Genomic DNA, 18,622 nt, shown 5'->3' on the forward strand with positions numbered 1-18,622 from the left:
GTTGAGCGCCAAAAAAGGAAAACCCCGAGGATTGGGGCGCGGTTTGTCCGCTTTGATGGCGGATGTGACACAAGATGTAGAGGGTCGCATCACGGCTGAACCTCGCCGCCCAGATATGAAAGTTCCGATTGAAAAGATTCACGCCAATCCCAACCAGCCGCGCCGGACGTTCTCGGCGGATCAATTGGATGAGCTGTCGGCATCGATTAAGGAAAAGGGCATCATTCAGCCCCTGATCGTGCGCCCCCTGAATGCAGGGGAGTATGAGATTGTCGCCGGTGAACGCCGCTGGCGCGCGGCACAGATGGCGCAATTGCACGAAATTCCCGTGATCGTGCGCGAATTCGATGATACCGAGGTTCTCGAAGTTGCGATCATCGAGAACATTCAGCGGGCTGATCTGAATGCGGTGGAAGAAGCAGCCGGCTACAAGCAGCTGATGGACCGTTTTGGCCACACCCAGGAAAAGATGGCGGAGGCTTTGGGCAAAAGCCGCAGCCACATCGCCAATCTACTGCGTCTGTTATCACTGCCGATTGAGGTGCAGACACTGGTGATTGAGGGAAAACTGTCGGCAGGTCATGCGCGGGCGTTGATCATGGCCGAGAACCCTTCGGAGCTGGCAAAAACCGTTGTGCGCGAGGGCTTGTCCGTACGCGCCACTGAGGCTTTGGTCAAAAAGCAGCAGCAAGGCGATAATGACCGGCCTGCACCGCGATCACGGAACCTGAATGCCGGAAAGGATGCGGACACACGGGCGCTGGAAAAAGATCTGTCGGCGATTTTGGCCATGAAAGTTGCGATCAATCATAAGGCCGGGACAGAGACGGGGCAGGTGGTTCTGACCTATGAAAACCTTGACCAATTGGATGATCTTTGTGCCAAGCTCAGCCGCTAGGCCGGGTCCAGATAAAGATCATCACACAGCTTAGAACAACGGCTTGAATGATTAGGACATGGCTGGGCAGCGCCAGGATGAGCGACAGGCCAAACACGGCGGCGACCGATACGGTGGCCGCCTTTTTTGCAGCTGGTCGGATAGCGCCGGATTGCTGCCAGTCCAGGATCATCGGCCCAAAGGTGCGGTGAGACAAAAGCCAGTTGTGCAACCGCGATGACGAGCGTGCAAAGAAAAACGCGGCCAGCAGCAGGAAGGGAACGGTGGGCAGCAGGGGTAGGGCAACCCCAATCATCGCCAGTGCGACGCAAATCAATCCAAGTGTTGCCCAGACAAATTGCATGCTTACCCTAATATCTCGCGGATCACGGCGTTGAGAACGGCGCGCCCATCCTTGGTTGCTCTGATCCGGCTTTCTTGCTGTTCTACCATGCCGATCTCAATCAAATTATCCAGCCTGTCTTGCGCAAGGTTTGCGCCGGAAAGCGCACGATATCTATCAATATCTAGACCTTCTGCCACCCGCATTCCCATCATAAGGTATTCAACGGATTGTTCTTGCGGCGTCAGCACAGCGCGTTCTGCTTCACCACGGCCCTTGGCGACCGCATTCAGCCATTTGCCCGGGGATAAATGGGTTTCGGTGGCATATTTTTGACCGTCCAAGGTGATACGACCATGCGCCCCGGGGCCGATGCCGACATAGTCGCCATAGCGCCAGTAGATCAGGTTATGGCGCGACTCTGCCTCAGCGCGGGCGTGGTTTGACACCTCATAGGCGGGCATGCCATGGGCCTCGCAGATGTCTTGCGTGGCCAGATACATGTCGGCTGCATGATCGTCTTCAGGTAGTCCGCGCAGCTTGCCAACAGCATAGCGATCCCCGAACGCGGTGCCGTCTTCGATTGTCAGCTGATAGAGCGACAGGTGGTCCACTGCCATGGACAGGGCGTCGGTCAATTCCGCCCGCCAGTCATCCAGCGTCTGATGCTGGCGCGCGTAGATCAAGTCAAAGCTGACGCGGTCAAAACAATTGCGCGCAATGTCAAAGGCAGCGCGGGCCTCGGCGACGGTGTGGATGCGTCCCAGCCGCCGCAGGTCATCATCGTTCAGCGCCTGCACGCCCATCGAAATACGGTTGACCCCGGCGTCACGATAGCCGTTGAACCGGCCCGCCTCGACGGAACTGGGATTGGCCTCAAGCGTGATTTCCATATCGTTGGCGGGACGCCACAGGCTGCGAGCGGCATCGACTACGGCTGCAACGGTTTCGGGGGCCATCAGGGACGGCGTGCCGCCGCCAAAGAAAATGGTGTTCAATATACGATCTGGTGTTTCCGTCGCCGCGCGTTGAAGCTCGATCAGATACGCGTTAAGCCATTGTTTTTGATCAATATTACGTGAAACATGGCTGTTGAAATCGCAATAGGGGCACTTGGCCTCGCAAAAGGGCCAATGCACATACAGGCCAAAGCCCCCGTTGCGCCAATCATCCGCCAAAGCAGCCCTTCACGAACATCTCCACCGCGCGGCCGCGATGGCTGATCTTGTTCTTTTCCCACCGATCCATCTCGGCAAAGGTAATGTCGTGGCCGTCGGGGACAAACATCGGGTCATAGCCGAACCCATCCGTGCCACGAATAGGCCAGACCAAATGACCGGGGGCGACGCCTTCGAACACCTCGTCATGCCCGTCGGGCCAAGCCAGAACCAGCGTGCTGCGGAACTGAGCGGTCCGGGGGTGCGGGGTATCTTTCGCCTCTAGCTCAGTATGCGCGCGGGTCATTGCCATCAGGAAATCGCGGCCATTGCCGGTTTCTGCCCAATCGGCGGTGTAGACGCCGGGCGCGCCGTCCAGCGCGTCGATGGTGATGCCGGAATCGTCCGACAACGCGGGCAAGCCGGTGGCCTTGGCGGCTGCATGCGCCTTGATCCGGGCGTTGCCGACAAATGTATCTTCGGTTTCTTCGGGCTCGGGCAGGTTCATCTCTGCCGCGCCCACCACAGTCACGCCAAACGGTTCGAGGAGATGGATCATCTCCTCAAGCTTGCCTTTGTTATGGGTGGCCACCAGCAGCCGGTCGCCCTGAAACCTGCGGGTCATGCGGTGGCGGCCTTTTGGGCTGCGGCCAGCTCTGCCACGCCTTTTTCGGCCAAATCCATTAGCTGATCCATTTGCGCGCGGCTGAAGACTGAGCCTTCGGCGCTCATCTGTACTTCGATCAGTTTGCCCGAGCCGGTCATGATGAAGTTACCGTCCACGCCCGCCTCGCTGTCTTCAGGATAGTCCAGATCCAGAACCGGCTGACCTGCGTAAATCCCGCAAGAGACGGCGGCAACCGGATCAACCAACGGGTCCGAGATCACATCGCCTGCTTTCATCAGCTTGTTCACCGCCAGCCGCAGCGCCACCCAGCCCCCAGTGATCGACGCGCAGCGGGTGCCGCCATCGGCCTGGATCACATCACAGTCCACGGTGATCTGGCGTTCACCCAGCGCAACCCGGTCGACGCCGGCGCGCAGCGCGCGACCGATCAGGCGCTGGATTTCCACGGTGCGACCGCCTTGTTTGCCCGAGGCCGCCTCACGCCGCATCCGCGTGTTGGTGGCGCGGGGCAGCATGCCGTATTCGGCCGTGACCCAGCCCAGACCCGAGCCTTTAATGAACGGCGGCACGCGATCTTCAATCGTGGCGGTACACAGCACATGGGTATCGCCCATCTTGATCAGGCAGGAACCTTCGGCATGTTTGGTAAAGCCGGTTTCGATTGAAACGGCGCGCATTTCGTTTAGATCACGTCCTGAGGGTCGCATGGAAAATCCTTTGTTTGCTGGGTTGGGGATAACTCTCCATCGGCTTACGATGCAACCCCGATTGACCTTTCTTGTGCCTGCTATTTAATGACAGTCCAGCAAGGGATTGCCGATGAGCGAAGCGAGCAAAATTCTGGATGAGATGAACGACCGGTCACGTGAGGTCTTCCGGTTGATTGTCGAAAGTTATCTAGACAGCGGCGAGCCCGTCGGCAGCCGCACATTGACCCGTACGTTGTCGGAAAAAGTCAGCGCCGCAACCGTGCGCAATGTGATGCAGGATCTCGAGTTTCTCGGCCTGCTCGACAGCCCCCATGTCAGCGCAGGTCGGATTCCGACGCAGCAAGGGCTGCGTATGTTTGTGGATGGTCTGTTGGAGATGGGTGATCTGGGCGCGGATGATCGACAGAAGCTGGATGAGACATTAGGTTCTAACGCCGGCGATGTGGGTGGAATGCTGGATCGTGTTGGCTCGGCCTTGTCACACGTGACACAAGGCGCGTCACTGGTCCTGACGCCCAAGCAAGAATCCGAGATCAAGCATATTGAGTTTGTCTCATTGGGCCATGACCGGGCCTTGGTCGTGTTGGTCTTCTCGGACGGCCATGTCGAAAACCGTCTGTTCACGCCTCCGCCCGGTCAGACGCCCAGTTCGATGCGTGAGGCGGCGAATTTCCTGAACGCATTGATCGAAGGGCGCACGCTCAGCGAAGTGCGTCGCCAGATGCAAAACCAGATCGACGCGCGCAAGCAAGAGATCGATGTTTTGGCCCGCGCAATGGTGGAAAGCGGCATTGCGGCCTGGGACGGTGACGGAACCGACTCAGCTCGTCTGATCGTGCGCGGTCGGGCGAATCTGTTGAATGAACCAGGTCAGGTGGAGGAACTGGATCGCATCCGAACGCTGTTTGACGATCTGGAACGCAAACGTGATATCGCCGAATTCCTTGAATTGACCGAAGATGGCGAAGGTGTGCGCATTTTTATCGGCTCTGAGAACAAACTTTTCTCACTTTCGGGTTCCTCTTTGGTGGTGTCTCCATATATGAACGCTGATCGTAAGATAATCGGTGCGGTCGGGGTTATTGGGCCCACACGTCTGAATTATGGACGGATCGTGCCGATCGTAGATTATACAGCGCAACTGGTCGGCAAGCTGATATCCGACCGGAGCTAGAGGGTAAGAGATGGCAGAGCCCAAGAACGAAGAATTTCTGGACGATATCATGTCCGCAGAAGCTGAAGAGCTGGCCGAAGAATTTGCTGAGATCAGCGATGAAGCGCTGGAGCTGGATGAGCTGCGCGCAGAGCGGGATGATTACAAAGACAAATTCATGCGCGCGCTGGCGGATGCCGAAAACGCGCGCAAGCGTGGTGACAAGGCCCGTCGGGATGCTGAGCAATATGGCGGGTCAAAGCTGGCCCGCGACATGTTGCCGGTCTACGACAACATGAAACGCGCGCTTGAGGCCGCGACAGATGAGCAGAAAGAAATGGCTGCTGGTCTGATCGAAGGCGTCGAGCTGACCATGCGCGCCCTGAAGGATGTATTCCAAAAGCACGGCATCGAGGTGATAACGCCTGAGGTTGGCGACCGGTTCGACCCCAATGTGCATGAGGCAATGTTTGAGGCCCCCGTGCCCGGCACCAAGGCGGGCGACATCATTCAGGTGTCAGCCGAAGGCTTCATGCTCCATGATCGTTTACTGCGACCGGCGCAGGTTGGCGTGTCGTCGACACCAGCCAGCTGAGCGGCCACGAACACAACAGTTGCTGAGGCGGTCAGGTTCTGGCCGCCTCTTTCAGTTTATAGATCAGGTCGAGCGCATCGCGCGGGGTCAGCTCATCCGGCAACACATCAGCCAGCATCTCCGCCACAGGAGAGGTTTTGGGTGTTGGCGGCGGCGGGGGCGGCGCTGCGGAAAACAGGGGCAGATCATCAATCAGAGCCTTCTGTTTGCCCCCTTCACGTTCGGTCTTCTCCAGCTGGTCCAGAACAACACGGGCACGTTCCACCACAGATGCGGGCAGGCCAGCAAGCTGCGCCACCTGCACACCATAAGATCGGTCCGCCGCGCCCTTGTGTACCTCATGTAAGAAGATGACCTCGCCTTCCCATTCCTTGACGGCAACGGTGGCGTTTTCCACGCCGTCCAGCGTTCCGGCTAACGCGGTCAGTTCGTGGTAGTGGGTGGCAAACAGGGCGCGGCAGCTATTGGCCGCGTGCAGATGTTCGAGCGTCGCCCAGGCAATCGACAAACCATCATAGGTGGCGGTGCCGCGCCCGATTTCATCCAGAATAACCAGCGCATGATCGTCCGCTTGGTTGAGGATTGCAGCGGTTTCGACCATTTCAACCATAAAGGTCGAGCGCCCCCGGGCCAGATCGTCTGAGGCTCCGACGCGGCTGAACAGCTGGCTGACGACACCGATATGCGCTTGCTCCGCAGGGACATAGCTTCCCATCTGCGCCAGCAGCGCGATCAGCGCATTCTGGCGCAAGAAGGTCGATTTACCGGCCATGTTAGGACCGGTCAGTAACCAGATTGCGGCTCCGTCGCTGGCGGTCAGGTCGCAATCATTGGCGATAAAGGTATCGCCGCTTTGCTGGCGCAGTGCGTGTTCTACGACCGGGTGGCGGCCGCCTTGAATGTCGAACGCGCGCGAGGCATCGACCTTTGGACGGCACCAGTTTTCTCCGCGTGCGAGATCAGCGAGTGCGGTGGTCAGGTCAAGTTCGGCCAGTCCGCGGGCGGCTTGGTTGAGGCGGGCGGCGAGGGTCAAAATTTCATCAGAAAGCCTTTGATAGAGCCGCTTCTCAATCTCAAGCGCCAGATTACCAGCGTTCAGGATGCGGGTTTCGATCTCGGACAGCTCCACGGTGGTGAACCGCACCTGATTGGCGGTTGTCTGGCGGTGAATATAGGTTTCCGAAAATGGCGGGTTCAGCATTTTCTCGGCATGAGTAGCCGTAGTTTCGATGAAATAGCCTAGAACGTTGTTGTGCTTGATCTTCAGTGAGGTGATGCCGGTATGTTCTGCGTATTTCTGCTGGAGCCCGGCGATAACAGACCGGCCCTCGTCCCGCAGAGTACGCGCCTCGTCCAGTTCGGTGTCGAACCCCGGCGCGATAAACCCGCCGTCGCGCGCCAGAAGCGGGGGTTCGGCAACCAAAGCCTCATCCAGCAAGGTCAGCAGACCATCGAACCCGATAAGGTTTTGCACCGCGGCGTTCAGCAAGACAGGCAGATCCTGCCCGTTGCAGATTTCCGCGATGGCGACGGCCTGTGTCAGCCCGTTGCGGATCGCGGCCAGATCGCGAGGGCCGCCCCGGTCCAGCGATAGGCGAGACAGGGCGCGGTCCAGATCAGGGGTTTTGCGCAGCGCCTCGCGCAGGTCCGAGGCGGTCAGGCTGTCCTCAGCAGCAAAGCTTACCGCGTCCAGCCGCGCATGGATGATATCCAGATTGCGGGACGGGCTGGACAAGCGTTGTTCCAACAGGCGCGCCCCGCCCGGTGTCACCGTACGGTCGACCACCGACAGAAGCGATCCGGCACGGCCTCCGGACAGCGACCGGGTCAGTTCCAGATTGCGGCGCGTGGCGGCGTCGATCTGCACGACGCGGTCCTCGGACTCCTTCAAGGGCGTTTGCAGAAGGGGCAGTTTGCCTTTTTGGGTGATCTCAAGATAGTCGATCAGCGCGCCCATGGCCGCGACCTCGGCACGTCCGAAATTCCCAAACGCGTCCAGCGCCCCCACATTGAACAGGCCGCAGATACGCTTTTCCGCCGCTGTGCTGTCGAAACTGGCGCGGCCTATCGGCGTCAGCGAGATACCCAGATCAAGCACCGGTTCCTGCAGCTTGTCTTGCGTTCCATCGGCCACAATCAGCTCGGATGGGGCAAGGCGTGCCAGTTCCGGGCTCAGCCGCACTGAGGTCAAAGGCATCACGTGAAACGCGCCGGTCGAGATATCGGCCCAGGCCAGGGCGGCCTCGTCCCGCACCTCGGCATAGGTGGCCAGAAAGTTGTGGCGACGCGCCTCAAGCAGGGCATCTTCGGTCAGCGTGCCGGGCGTCACCAGACGCACAACATCGCGCTTTACCACCGATTTTGAGCCTCTTTTTTTGGCCTCAGCCGGGCTTTCCATCTGCTCGCAAACTGCAACGCGAAACCCTTTGCGGATCAGGGTCAGCAGATAACCTTCGGCGGAATGCACCGGTACGCCGCACATCGGGATATCCGTCCCATTATGCTTGCCGCGCTTTGTCAGCGCGATATCCAGCGCTTCGGCGGCGCTCACCGCGTCTTCGAAAAACATCTCATAGAAATCACCCATGCGATAAAACAGCAGGGCGTCTGAATGGGCCTCTTTGATCTCAAGATATTGCGCCATCATCGGCGTGACTGTGGACAAAAGCGGCCCCCTTCTGGCGTCTTCCGGGCGCGACCTTACAAATCCCCAACGTGCGACGAAAGGTGAAAACGCATTGTCGTTGAGGCGCGCGCCTGCCTGCGCTATGACGCATCAGCCCCGAAGTCATGGAAACGACCCCGACAATGCGCAAATCCAAGATCACCAAAGAAGAGGCGCTGGCCTTTCACCTGGAACCCACCCCCGGCAAATGGGAGGTGCAGGCCACCGTTCCCATGACCACGCAGCGCGATCTGTCGCTGGCTTACAGCCCCGGTGTGGCTGTTCCATGTGAAGCCATCGCTGAGGCGCCCGAGACCGCGTATGACTATACCAACAAGGGCAATCTGGTGGCCGTGATCTCGAACGGTACCGCCGTGCTGGGTCTTGGAAATCTGGGCGCGTTGGGCTCCAAACCGGTGATGGAGGGGAAATCCGTCCTTTTCAAACGCTTTGCCGATGTGAATTCGATCGATATCGAACTGGACACCGAAGACCCGGATGAGTTCTGCCGCGCGGTGCGCCTGATGGGACCAACCTTTGGGGGCATCAACCTCGAAGACATCAAGGCGCCGGAATGTTTCATCATCGAACAGCGCCTGAAGGAAGAGATGGACATCCCTGTCTTCCACGATGACCAGCACGGTACGGCGGTGATTTGCGCGGCGGGTTTGATCAATGCGCTGCATATTTCGGGCAAGAAGATCGAAGATGTGAAAATCGTCCTGAACGGCGCGGGGGCGGCGGGGATTGCATGCATCGAACTGCTCAAGGCGATGGGCGCGCGGCATGAAAACTGCATCGTTTGCGACACCAAGGGCGTGATCTATCAGGGCCGGACCGAGGGGATGAACCAGTGGAAATCGGCCCACGCCATCACCACCGACCTGCGTACTCTGGAAGAGGCCATGAACGGCGCGGATGTGTTCCTTGGCGTGTCGGTCAAGGGCGCGGTGACGCAGGATATGGTCGCCAGCATGGCCGACAATCCGGTGATTTTCGCGATGGCGAACCCCGATCCCGAGATCACGCCCGAAGAGGCGCATGAGGTCCGCGTGGATGCCATCGTTGCCACCGGTCGCAGTGATTATCCCAATCAGGTCAACAACGTGCTGGGCTTCCCCTACCTGTTCCGCGGAGCGTTGGACATCCACGCCCGTGCAATCAATGACGAGATGAAGATTGCCTGCGCCCATGCGCTGGCTCGTCTGGCGCGCGAGGATGTGCCGGATGAGGTCGCCATGGCCTATGGCAAATCGCTGACCTTTGGCCGCGACTACATCATTCCAACCCCGTTTGATCCGCGATTGATCCACCGCATTCCGCCTGCTGTGGCCAAGGCCGGGATGGATACAGGCGCGGCGCGGCGTCCGATCATCGATATGGACGCTTATGAACTGAGCTTGAAATCCCGCATGGATCCAACGGCCAGCATCCTGCGTGGCCTCAACGCCCGCGCGCGTCAGGCGCAAAGCCGAATGATCTTTGCCGAGGGCGACGATCCCCGCGTCTTGCGTGCTGCGGTCATGTATCAACGCTCGGGCTTTGGCAAAGCGCTGGTTGTTGGCCGCCCTGATGACGTCAAAGAAAAGCTGGAAGCGGCTGGTTTGGGTGACGCCGTGCGCGAGCTTGAGGTCGTGAATGCGGCCAATACGACGCATCTCGATACGTATAAGAATTTCCTATACCAGCGCCTGCAACGCAAAGGCTTTGATACCAAGGATATCCACCGGTTGGCCGCGCGAGACCGGCATGTGTTCTCATCCCTGATGCTGGCGCATGGGCACGGCGATGGTCTGGTGACCGGCGCGACACGCAAATCGGCGCATGTTCTGGACCGGATCAATCACGTCTTTGATGCGGATGCGGCCCATGGGGCGGCGGGGGTGACTGCGCTGCTGCATAAGGGGCGGATCGTGCTGATTGGCGATACGCTGGTGCATGAATGGCCGGACGAAAACGATCTGGCCAATATCGCTGAACGCTCTGCCGCCGTGGCCCGGCATATGGGACTTGAGCCGCGCGTGGCCTTTGTCAGCTTTTCGACCTTTGGCTATCCCGTCTCGGAACGGGCCGAGAAAATGCATGTCGCGCCCGAGGTCTTGGATGGTCGGGGCGTTGACTTTGAATACGAAGGCGAGATGACCGTCGACGTGGCCCTGAACCTTGATCAGCAAGAGGCCTATCCGTTCTCGCGCCTGACCGGTCCTGCCAACATCCTGATCGTTCCGGCGCGGCACTCGGCGAGTATCTCAACCAAGCTGATGCAGGAAATGGGTGGGGCGACAGTGATTGGCCCGATCTTATCCGGCGTCGACAAACCGATCCAGATCTGTTCGACCGTCTCGACCGCCAATGACATTCTGAACATGGCTATTCTGGCCTCTTGCGACGTTGGCTGACCTATGACGATCTGGAACCTTGGCTCGATCAATGCGGATATGGTCTATGGCCTGCCGCATCTGCCGGCCCCCGGTGAAACCCTTGCGGCCAGCGGGTTGGAACGGTTTCTGGGCGGCAAAGGCGCAAATATGTCGGTTGCTGCTGCGCGGGCGGGTTCGCGTGTCAGCCATATCGGCGCGGTGGGGTCAGATGGGCGCTGGGCGCGGGATCGTTTGACCGAATATGGCGTGGACACGCGTCATATCACCGAGGCTGACGTGCCCACAGGCCACGCAATCATTGCGGTGGATGCTGAAGGTGAAAACCTTATTATCCTCTATCCGGGTGCCAATCACACGCTTGAGGTGTCGCAGCTGGAACAGGCGCTGGCGACGTCCGAGGCCGTTGATCTGCTGGTGATGCAGAACGAAACCAACGCTCAGGTTGAAGCCGCTCGACTGGGACGAGATCGCGGCCTGACCGTGTGTTACGCCGCCGCCCCCTTTGCCGCGGACGCGGTCGAGGCGCTGTTGCCCTATCTGGATTTCCTGATCCTCAACCAAATCGAGGCCGAGCAGTTGCAGCAGGCGACGGGGCTCAAAGCCTCAGATTTGCCGGTGGAGCATGTGATTGTCACACTGGGTTCTGACGGCGCGCGCTATCATCAGCGCGGCCACGATGCGGTAGAGTTTGCGGCGCACAAGGTACAGGCCGTCGATACCACCGGCGCGGGTGACACGTTCACCGGTTATGTTCTTGCCGGTATGGACCGGGGAATGCCTCTGGCTCAGGCCATTACACAGGCGAACCGTGCCGCAGCCCTGATGGTGACGCGGCACGGCACAGCAGATGTCATTCCCGATCTGAAAGAGGTGCGCGCAGCGCGTTTTGACTAAGATCCGGCAAAGGGTGCATCACCACCCCACAGCTGCTTGACGCGGGCATCCCGGCCGCACGCATTGCGATAGGCTTTGTACGCATTTTTCTGCCGTTTGGGGCCAAAGCGGGTAAAGACCAGTTTCTCGCCCTTATAATAATCCTGATGATAAGCGTCTGCCGGATAGAAGGCCGATTGCTGTAGGATGGGTGTAACTACAGTCTGGCCCAATGCACTCTGGGCGTCCGCTTTGGCCTTTTGCGCCAACGCTTTTTCCCCAGCGTTAGAGACGAAGATGGCCGTGCGATAGCTGTCGCCCCGGTCGCAGAACTGGCCGCCGGCATCGGTTGGATCAACCGAGCGGAAGAACATGTTCAGCAACGTTTCACGGGAAACGCGGGCGGGGTCAAAGGTGATCTGAACCGCCTCATAATGGCCGGTTCCGCCTTTTGAGACCTGATCATAGGTTGGGTTGGCCGCTTTACCGCCAGTAAAACCCGACACGGCGCCAATCACACCGGGCACCGATTCAAAATCGGATTCAACGCACCAGAAACAGCCACCCGCAACTGTCAGGGTCTCTGTGCCTGCGGCCGGGGCCGGCAGGGCACGGAACAGTGCAACGAGGGCGATCAGAACAAACAGAAGCGTGGTTTTGATTTGGTCGAAACAGTAGGTCCGGGTCATGGCGGGTCTCCTTTGATGAAGTCAGGCTGCCCTGAGACCCGGGGCTTGGCAATCCGATGACATCATATGTCACGTGCTGGTGAGACGAGTTTATCAGTCAGCCAAGCAACTGCCCCAGCTTCATCGCAACCCCCATATCACCGGAAACCTTGAGCTTGCCCATCATCACCCCGGTCATTGGGTTCAGCTTTCCGGACAGCAGTTTTCCCAGATTTTCACGTGAAATACGGATGGTGCAGTCGGTGTCACGATCCTGAGTCGTGGCTGAATTGTCGGCAAGTACGATGACCCCATCTTCGCCGCAATCGAATTTCAGCGATCCGTTGAAGGTTCTATCGTCCAGACCGGTCTGGATACGGTCTGCAATGTCCTGAAGCATGAGATTCCCTTTTCGCAGTTTCATTCTGCGTAAAGAGAAGCCCCAACATCAGGCAAGCATGACGCAACTGGAACCTGTTAGAGACCGCTTAGCGCCTCTAGCGTCCGCTCGCAGGGCTGGTTGTCATAAAAGGCGGCTAGTACGTCCCTGAATTCCGTTGGAGCATCCGCAACAGCCGCAAACAAGGTCATGGACGAGCGCAGCTTTTTGGCGTCAACCTTTCCCAGAATGGTGATCGGGTCGGTGCCTGTGTGGGACAAGATCAATTGCGACACCTGCACCAGACGGCTGCGTAGCACCGGATTGGTCAGATAGGCTGCAGCTTCATCCAGATCCTCGATTCCATAGAGCTGCGCCATATGTGATTGGCCAAGCTCTGCTAGTTGCGGAAAGACGAACCACATCCAGTGGCTGGTTTTCTGCCCCTGTTCCAACTCACGCAGGACATCGGGCCAAACCGTGTCCTGCGCCTCGATGAACATATCGAGTTCGTCGTCGGTATCGTCTTCGTCGATCACTTGGACAAACGCTTGTCGCGTGCCGCCAGCAGTTTCAGGCGTAGCGCGTTCAATTGGATAAAGCCCGCCGCATCGGTCTGGTCATAAGCACCGGCGTCTTCCTCGAAGGTCACATGCGCCTCTGAATAGAGCGAGTGATCCGACCAGCGACCCACGGTCGAGGCCAGACCCTTGTAAAGTTTCACGCGGACGGTGCCGGTGACATGTTCTTGGCTCTTGTCGATCGCAGCTTGCAGCATTTCGCGTTCGGGTGAGTACCAGAAGCCGTTATAGATCAGCTCGGCATATTGCGGCATCAGCTGGTCTTTCAGGTGCATCGCGCCGCGGTCCATGGTGATGGACTCGATCCCACGATGCGCTTCCAGCAGGATGGTGCCGCCGGGCGTCTCATAGATGCCGCGCGATTTCATGCCCACGAACCGGCCTTCGACCAGGTCGAGACGGCCGATGCCGTGCTTGCCGCCATATTCGTTTAGTTTGGTCAGGATGGTCGCGGGGCTCATCGCCTCGCCATTGATGCTGACCGCGTCGCCTTTTTCAAAACCGATCTCGATGAATTCGGGCTGGTCGGGCGCGTCTTCGGGGTGAACGGTGCGTTGATAGACATAGTCGGGCGCCATATCTGCCGGGTCTTCCAGAACCTTGCCCTCGGACGAGGTGTGCAGCAGGTTGGCATCAACCGAGAACGGGGCCTCGCCACGTTTGTCCTTGGCAATCGGGATCTGGTTCGCTTCGGCAAATTCCAGCAGCTTGGTGCGGCTGGTGAGGTTCCATTCGCGCCAGGGTGCGATCACCTTGATATCGGGGTTCAGCGCATAGGCCGCCAGTTCGAACCGCACCTGATCGTTGCCCTTGCCGGTCGCACCATGGGCGACGGCATCAGCACCGGTTGCCTCGGCAATCTCTACCAGACGTTTCGAGATCAGCGGCCGCGCAATCGAGGTGCCCAGCAGGTACAGCCCTTCATACTGTGCATTGGCGCGGAACATGGGGAAGACGAAGTCGCGGACGAACTCTTCGCGGATATCCTCGATATAGATGTTCTCGGGTTTAATCCCCAGCAGCTCGGCCTTTTGGCGGGCGGGCTCCAGCTCTTCGCCCTGACCCAGATCGGCGGTGAAGGTCACGACCTCACAGCCATACTCGGTCTGCAGCCATTTCAGGATGATCGAGGTATCGAGGCCACCGGAATAGGCCAGAACAACTTTCTTGGGCGCGGACATCTGACTTCCCTTTATACGTAGAACGATTGGCCCCTAGCGGGTTTTGAACGCGGGGGCAAGTTCGCCGGATTGACGCGGGCCACGAATTGGGGTGAAAGAGGTGAAATAGAGAACAAGAATTGGTTGAAAGGGCGGTTTCAAATGCTGGGTTGGAAGATTTTTGCACATTCGGTGCGTATGGTTTTTGGGAATCTGAAACAGGTTTTGCAAATTACTTTTGGTCCGGCGCTCGTCGCAACTTTGATCATTGTCGGATTGGTTCTCGCATTGGGCGTGCCGCTCGAGGTGCTTGATGATTCATCAAGCACTTTGCCTGAAGGCTTCTCAGTTGGCGCGTTCATGATTTTTATTCTGCTTGTGGCGATTGTGATGCTGGCCGTTGCCTTTTGGATCGCCGTGTCGTGGCATCGCTTCATACTGTTAGAGGAATATCCTAGCGGTATTTTTCCGACATTTCGATTTGACCGCATACTTGCATATTTTGGCCGGGTTCTCTTGCTGGGCTTGGTTATGATAGCCGGCTATCTTCCACTAGTTTTGGTTCTTGGGCTGCTCGGGAAAAGTTATGCACCTGGCTTTCTGCCGATCGTGATCGTGTATGCAATTTTTCTTATGATCTGTTTCTATCGGCTTTCCATCATTTTGCCCTCAGCAGCGATTGGAGAACCGATTGGCTTAGCGCAAGCATGGAACAGCACAACCGGGACGACAGGTCATATCGTCATTCTACTTATCGTCGCCATGATTTTTCAGATTTTGGTTCAACTTGTATTTGCGGCCATAGCAATAATTCCCATCTTTGGTGTGCTGCTGTCGCTATTCTTCGGCGTATTGATACTGCCGCTCATCAATGTCAGCATTCTGACGACCATGTATGGCGTGTTTATCGAAAAACGCGAACTCTCCTAACCCGCGTACACATATGTATTCCTTGCTCTTTTAATTGGGATCGGCCAGTGAAGCGGGCATGACTGATTTCATGACCCGCGCCCGCGCTGCCGAACAGGCGATGCGCTCTGTGTTCCCGGCCACGCCGTTGCAGCGGAATGCCCATTTGTCCGACCGGTATGGCGCGGATATCTGGTTGAAACGCGAAGACCTCAGCCCGGTGCGATCCTACAAGATCCGCGGTGCGTTCAACGCGATGCGTAAACAGCAGGGTCAGAAGCTGTTCGTCTGCGCCAGCGCCGGGAATCACGCGCAGGGGGTTGCCTATATGTGCAAGCATCTGGGCGTTCGGGGTGTGATCTTTATGCCGGTAACGACCCCCCAACAGAAAATCCAGAAAACCCGGATGTTTGGCGGTGACACTGTCGAAGTGCATCTGACGGGCGATTATTTCGACGACACGTTGGCGTCGGCACAGGACTGGTGCGCACAGCAAGGCGGGCATTTCCTCTCACCTTTTGACGATGCGGATGTGATCGAAGGGCAAGCGTCACTGGCGGTTGAGATCGAGGAACAGCTGGGTCGCGTGCCAGATCACGTTGTGCTGCCGGTGGGCGGCGGCGGAATGTCGGCGGGTGTGGCCACCTGGTTCGGGGATCGCACGCATTGCCTGTTTGTCGAACCGGCGGGCGGTGCTTGCTTGCGGGCTGCACTGGCGGCGGGGCATCCGGTGGCGCTGGATCACGTCGATACCTTTGTCGATGGCGCCGCCGTTGGCCGCATTGGCGCGAAACCTTTTGAACTGCTGCGCAGCCGTCATCTGTCGGATGTGCTGGTTCTGTCCGAGGATCGAATTTGCGCCACGATGATCGAAATGCTGAATGTCGAGGGCATCGTTCTGGAACCGGCCGGAGCACTTGCGGTTGAGGCAGTGGGTGACGTCCAGAGCTTTGTGCGTGGAAAAACCGTTGTCTGCGTCACATCGGGCGGCAATTTCGATTTTGAACGTCTGCCCGAGGTCAAGGAGCGCGCGCAGCGCTATTCTGGGGTTAAGAAGTACTTTATCCTGCGCCTGCCTCAGCGTCCCGGCGCATTGAAGGAGTTTCTGGGCATGCTGGGCCCCGAGGATGATATCGCCCGGTTCGAATATATGAAGAAATCGGCGCGCAATTTTGGCTCGGTCCTTATTGGCATCGAAACGCGTAAGCCCGAAAACTTCATGCGTCTGTTTGCGCATCTGGACGAGGCCGGGTTTACCTATACCGACATTACCGAGGATGAGACGCTGGCGCAGTTCGTGATCTGAGGTCAGGTCAGATTGTCGGCAAGGCCCTCTACAAACAGCGTTCGGGACTGGTCGAAATCTCGAAAGATCTGCTGCAAGTCCACCTCATTGCCCGCCCCTGCCGCGGCCTGCCGCTCACCATCCTGGCAGAGCTTTGAGAAGCTGTCGAACCCCAGGCTCAGTGCGCTGCCTTTCAGAAAATGCAGGTTCTGTTCGAGGTTGGTCCGGGCCGTGTCCCGGCGCAACTTTTCGATCACTTCCTGCACTTCGTCCATGAATATCTCGACAACTTCTTCAAACTCATCGGCGCCAACCTCATCCCGAAGCTGATTGACCCGGGGCCAGTGTATCATCGCGCCCTCCGTCCGGCTTTTGCGTCTGCCAATGGTAACGCTCTGCCCGTAAAGACCGGGTTAAGCCGCGCTGGCTGTGACCCCGGTTTCTTTTCATTCAATTTTAAGTCGGGGATCATAGCTTGGCCGCATCTCGGTCAATGAGAAGGTGCGGGGTAAGCGGTGCCAGCAACCAAGCAGACAGAGGCTAAGGCCAAGCTGAATTTTGGAGGAATCCAAAAGGTGCTGGTTGTCGATGACAGCCGGTTGCAGCGTCGGATTCTTGTCGCATCCCTCAAGAAGTGGGGTTTCGACGTGATCGAGGTGGATTGCGGTGAGGACGCGCTGGACTGGTGCCGGACAGACTCGCCCGACCTTGTGCTCAGCGATTGGGTGATGCCGGGTATGGGCGGGCTGGAGTTCTGCCGTGCCTTCAGAGCGCTGGAAACCGATCAATATACCTATTTCATCCTTCTCACCTCCAAAAGTGAAAAGCAGGAGGTTGCGCGCGGGCTGGATGCTGGTGCGGATGATTTCCTCATCAAACCGCTCGAAGCGGATGAACTGCGCGCGCGCATATCCGCAGGCGCCCGCATATTGGATATGCAGCGCGAATTGTCCGACAAAAACCGCCTGATCGAAAATGCATTCGAAGAGCTTAGATTGGCGCATGACGCGATCGACAAAGATCTGATGCAGGCCCGCAAAATTCAGGAGTCACTTGTCCCTGAAATGATGCGCGAGTTTGGGCAGTCGCGGGTCAGTTTGCTGCTGAAACCCAGTGGCCATATCGGTGGTGATCTGGTGGGGATGTTTTCGCCGGGCCCTAACCGGCTGGGATTCTACAGTATAGATGTATCCGGCCATGGCATAACGTCGGCCATGATGACGGCACGGCTTGGCAGTTACCTATCCAGCAAGCATTTCGACCAGAATGTTGCGATGGAGCAGCGATTTGACAAGTTCTATGCGCTGTTGCCCCCGGCCGAAGTGGCGGCGCGGCTGAATTCGCGCCTTATGGCAGATGCGGGCGTCGAAGAGTATTTTACGATGGTCTACGCGATCATTGATCTGCGCAACGGGCATCTGAAAATGGTTCAGGCAGGCCATCCTCACCCACTGTTGATGCGCGCGGACGGTGATGTCGCGTTTCTAGGCAGCGGAGGTCTGCCCATCGGGTTGTTGGACGACGCACGATTCGAAGAGATCGACGTCTATCTGAAACCTGGCGACAAGTTGCTGCTTTGTTCAGACGGGTTCACAGAATGTCGCCTTTCGACAGGCGAACTGTTGGATGAAGACGGGTTGCAGAAGCTCACGCGGGATTGCCTGTCCGATCCCAGCGGGGCCGAGTTTCTGGATGATATGTTCTGGCGGCTGACACAGCAGATGACTCCGGGGGACGGGATGGAGGATGATGTGTCAGCGGTCTATTTTGAATATGACGGGTCTTAAAGCCGCCGCAGGTGGCGGTTGGCAAAATAACGGTCACCTGCATTGCCCAACATCTCGGCGGCCTCCCAGGCATCCATCCAGAGGGCTTCGTGACAGGCCTCGGTGGGGGGACCCATCTGGCGCACCGGTTGGGCGGAATAGATCAGGCAGACCTTCTCGGCCCAAAGGTCATATTCCGGCATATAGGTAAAACGGCGAAACGCCCCGACGCGGCGCGGGGCCGCGATCCGCCAACCGGTTTCCTCGAACACTTCGCGATGCAGGGCGGTGATGGGCGATTCTCCGGGATCAATGCCACCACCGGGCAGTTGCAGATCGGGGCCCGGCTCGGTCTGGCAAGTCAGCAGCAGGTGGCTGTTGCGGGGCAAGAGCGCGTATACACCCACGCGCCGCGTATATTTGCGCCCCGGTTCGGGGGTTTCGCCAAACCTTCGGATCATGTATGGCCCCTTTCAACCAAGTCTCTTCGAC

19 protein-coding genes are annotated in these 18,622 nt (G+C 58.2%); 8 read left to right on the plus strand and 11 right to left on the minus strand.

The window, feature by feature from the left end:
• The first annotated feature begins 1 nt into the window (after nt 1).
• Nucleotides 2-898 carry a ParB/RepB/Spo0J family partition protein gene (locus ACR0I7_RS08345; RefSeq protein ID WP_480509937.1) on the plus strand — a complete coding sequence of 299 codons (897 nt, stop codon included), beginning with the start codon at nt 2-4 and terminating at the stop codon, nt 896-898.
• On the opposite strand, the gene ACR0I7_RS08350 is transcribed toward ACR0I7_RS08345, so the two are convergent.
• Genes ACR0I7_RS08350 through rph form a run of 4 tightly spaced genes read right to left on the minus strand, consistent with a single transcriptional unit; the run spans nt 888 to nt 3,712 of the window.
• Nucleotides 888-1,241 (minus strand): YbaN family protein, encoded by a 354-nt coding sequence (locus tag ACR0I7_RS08350; RefSeq protein WP_480509939.1) that lies wholly within the window; start codon nt 1,239-1,241, stop codon nt 888-890. The two genes, ACR0I7_RS08345 and ACR0I7_RS08350, sit on opposite strands and share 11 nt — an antisense overlap.
• A gap of 2 nt (nt 1,242-1,243) precedes the next feature.
• Nucleotides 1,244-2,398, minus strand: a complete 1,155-nt coding sequence (gene hemW / locus ACR0I7_RS08355) for a radical SAM family heme chaperone HemW (RefSeq protein WP_480509941.1) — start codon at nt 2,396-2,398, stop codon at nt 1,244-1,246.
• On the minus strand, nt 2,388-3,002 hold the full coding sequence (rdgB, locus tag ACR0I7_RS08360; RefSeq protein ID WP_480509943.1) for an RdgB/HAM1 family non-canonical purine NTP pyrophosphatase: 615 nt from the start codon (nt 3,000-3,002) through the stop codon (nt 2,388-2,390). Before rdgB ends, hemW begins: the two co-directional genes overlap by 11 nt.
• A complete protein-coding gene (rph, locus tag ACR0I7_RS08365) occupies nt 2,999-3,712 on the minus strand; it encodes a ribonuclease PH (RefSeq protein ID WP_170735534.1) in 714 nt (237 codons plus the stop codon). The genes rdgB and rph overlap by 4 nt, the downstream gene beginning before the upstream one ends.
• A gap of 112 nt (nt 3,713-3,824) precedes the next feature.
• On the opposite strand from rph, the gene hrcA reads away from it, so the two are divergent.
• Entirely contained in the window at nt 3,825-4,889 is a 1,065-nt protein-coding gene (gene hrcA / locus ACR0I7_RS08370) for a heat-inducible transcriptional repressor HrcA (RefSeq protein WP_480509945.1), read from the plus strand.
• Nucleotides 4,890-4,899: 10 nt separating this feature from the next.
• Nucleotides 4,900-5,463: a nucleotide exchange factor GrpE gene (locus ACR0I7_RS08375; protein WP_480509947.1), complete on the plus strand. Its 564-nt coding sequence runs from the start codon at nt 4,900-4,902 to the stop codon at nt 5,461-5,463.
• A 31-nt stretch (nt 5,464-5,494) separates the two neighbouring features.
• Here ACR0I7_RS08375 and mutS read toward each other — a convergent pair whose 3' ends face one another.
• A complete protein-coding gene (gene mutS / locus ACR0I7_RS08380; protein WP_480510689.1) occupies nt 5,495-8,110 on the minus strand; it encodes a DNA mismatch repair protein MutS in 2,616 nt (871 codons plus the stop codon).
• Between the two features lie 161 nt (nt 8,111-8,271).
• Between mutS and ACR0I7_RS08385 the strand changes: the two genes are divergently transcribed.
• Together ACR0I7_RS08385 and ACR0I7_RS08390 are read left to right on the plus strand one after the other, a co-directional pair.
• Complete coding sequence (locus tag ACR0I7_RS08385; RefSeq protein ID WP_480510691.1) at nt 8,272-10,527, plus strand: NADP-dependent malic enzyme; 2,256 nt, start codon at nt 8,272-8,274, stop codon at nt 10,525-10,527.
• A gap of 3 nt (nt 10,528-10,530) precedes the next feature.
• Complete coding sequence (locus tag ACR0I7_RS08390; protein WP_480509948.1) at nt 10,531-11,403, plus strand: ribokinase; 873 nt, start codon at nt 10,531-10,533, stop codon at nt 11,401-11,403.
• Here the strand turns inward: ACR0I7_RS08390 and msrA are convergent.
• From msrA to ACR0I7_RS08410, 4 genes are all read right to left on the minus strand, one after another.
• A complete protein-coding gene (gene msrA, locus ACR0I7_RS08395; protein ID WP_480509950.1) occupies nt 11,400-12,071 on the minus strand; it encodes a peptide-methionine (S)-S-oxide reductase MsrA in 672 nt (223 codons plus the stop codon). The two genes, ACR0I7_RS08390 and msrA, sit on opposite strands and share 4 nt — an antisense overlap.
• A 97-nt stretch (nt 12,072-12,168) precedes the next feature.
• Nucleotides 12,169-12,450: an SCP2 sterol-binding domain-containing protein gene (locus ACR0I7_RS08400; protein ID WP_480509952.1), complete on the minus strand. Its 282-nt coding sequence runs from the start codon at nt 12,448-12,450 to the stop codon at nt 12,169-12,171.
• 77 nt (nt 12,451-12,527) lie between these two features.
• Nucleotides 12,528-12,932 (minus strand): DUF1810 domain-containing protein, encoded by a 405-nt coding sequence (locus tag ACR0I7_RS08405; RefSeq protein ID WP_480510693.1) that lies wholly within the window; start codon nt 12,930-12,932, stop codon nt 12,528-12,530.
• A 32-nt stretch (nt 12,933-12,964) separates the two neighbouring features.
• Complete coding sequence (locus tag ACR0I7_RS08410) at nt 12,965-14,191, minus strand: argininosuccinate synthase (RefSeq protein WP_480509954.1); 1,227 nt, start codon at nt 14,189-14,191, stop codon at nt 12,965-12,967.
• Nucleotides 14,192-14,260: 69 nt separating this feature from the next.
• Here ACR0I7_RS08410 and ACR0I7_RS08415 point away from each other — a divergent pair, with 69 nt between their 5' ends.
• Complete coding sequence (locus ACR0I7_RS08415) at nt 14,261-15,100, plus strand: hypothetical protein (RefSeq protein WP_480509956.1); 840 nt, start codon at nt 14,261-14,263, stop codon at nt 15,098-15,100.
• 58 nt (nt 15,101-15,158) lie between these two features.
• On the plus strand, nt 15,159-16,385 hold the full coding sequence (gene ilvA / locus ACR0I7_RS08420) for a threonine ammonia-lyase IlvA (RefSeq protein ID WP_480509958.1): 1,227 nt from the start codon (nt 15,159-15,161) through the stop codon (nt 16,383-16,385).
• A 2-nt stretch (nt 16,386-16,387) separates the two neighbouring features.
• On the opposite strand, the gene ACR0I7_RS08425 is transcribed toward ilvA, so the two are convergent.
• Nucleotides 16,388-16,717 carry an Hpt domain-containing protein gene (locus ACR0I7_RS08425; RefSeq protein ID WP_480509960.1) on the minus strand — a complete coding sequence of 110 codons (330 nt, stop codon included), beginning with the start codon at nt 16,715-16,717 and terminating at the stop codon, nt 16,388-16,390.
• A 162-nt stretch (nt 16,718-16,879) separates the two neighbouring features.
• On the opposite strand from ACR0I7_RS08425, the gene ACR0I7_RS08430 reads away from it, so the two are divergent.
• On the plus strand, nt 16,880-18,151 hold the full coding sequence (locus ACR0I7_RS08430) for a PP2C family protein-serine/threonine phosphatase (RefSeq protein WP_480509962.1): 1,272 nt from the start codon (nt 16,880-16,882) through the stop codon (nt 18,149-18,151).
• Here the strand turns inward: ACR0I7_RS08430 and ACR0I7_RS08435 are convergent.
• Nucleotides 18,148-18,591 carry an NUDIX hydrolase gene (locus ACR0I7_RS08435; protein WP_480509964.1) on the minus strand — a complete coding sequence of 148 codons (444 nt, stop codon included), beginning with the start codon at nt 18,589-18,591 and terminating at the stop codon, nt 18,148-18,150. The two genes, ACR0I7_RS08430 and ACR0I7_RS08435, sit on opposite strands and share 4 nt — an antisense overlap.
• Between the last annotated feature and the right edge of the window lie 31 nt (nt 18,592-18,622).

The sequence above is a fragment of the Ruegeria sp. AM1 genome (genome assembly GCF_056540745.1).

Bases quoted from the DNA above. Each gene is read 5' to 3' on its own strand.
- ACR0I7_RS08350 (WP_480509939.1), bottom strand. From the start codon at position 1,241: ATGCAATTTGTCTGGGCAACACTTGGATTGATTTGCGTCGCACTGGCG.
- rdgB (WP_480509943.1), bottom strand. From the start codon at position 3,002: ATGACCCGCAGGTTTCAGGGCGACCGGCTGCTGGTGGCCACCCATAAC.
- rph (WP_170735534.1), bottom strand. From the start codon at position 3,712: ATGCGACCCTCAGGACGTGATCTAAACGAAATGCGCGCCGTTTCAATC.
- hrcA (WP_480509945.1), top strand. From the start codon at position 3,825: ATGAGCGAAGCGAGCAAAATTCTGGATGAGATGAACGACCGGTCACGT.
- ACR0I7_RS08375 (WP_480509947.1), top strand. From the start codon at position 4,900: ATGGCAGAGCCCAAGAACGAAGAATTTCTGGACGATATCATGTCCGCA.
- mutS (WP_480510689.1), bottom strand. From the start codon at position 8,110: ATGATGGCGCAATATCTTGAGATCAAAGAGGCCCATTCAGACGCCCTG.
- ACR0I7_RS08385 (WP_480510691.1), top strand. From the start codon at position 8,272: ATGCGCAAATCCAAGATCACCAAAGAAGAGGCGCTGGCCTTTCACCTG.
- ACR0I7_RS08390 (WP_480509948.1), top strand. From the start codon at position 10,531: ATGACGATCTGGAACCTTGGCTCGATCAATGCGGATATGGTCTATGGC.
- msrA (WP_480509950.1), bottom strand. From the start codon at position 12,071: ATGACCCGGACCTACTGTTTCGACCAAATCAAAACCACGCTTCTGTTT.
- ACR0I7_RS08400 (WP_480509952.1), bottom strand. From the start codon at position 12,450: ATGCTTCAGGACATTGCAGACCGTATCCAGACCGGTCTGGACGATAGA.
- ACR0I7_RS08405 (WP_480510693.1), bottom strand. From the start codon at position 12,932: ATGTTCATCGAGGCGCAGGACACGGTTTGGCCCGATGTCCTGCGTGAG.
- ACR0I7_RS08410 (WP_480509954.1), bottom strand. From the start codon at position 14,191: ATGTCCGCGCCCAAGAAAGTTGTTCTGGCCTATTCCGGTGGCCTCGAT.
- ilvA (WP_480509958.1), top strand. From the start codon at position 15,159: ATGACTGATTTCATGACCCGCGCCCGCGCTGCCGAACAGGCGATGCGC.
- ACR0I7_RS08425 (WP_480509960.1), bottom strand. From the start codon at position 16,717: ATGATACACTGGCCCCGGGTCAATCAGCTTCGGGATGAGGTTGGCGCC.
- ACR0I7_RS08435 (WP_480509964.1), bottom strand. From the start codon at position 18,591: ATGATCCGAAGGTTTGGCGAAACCCCCGAACCGGGGCGCAAATATACG.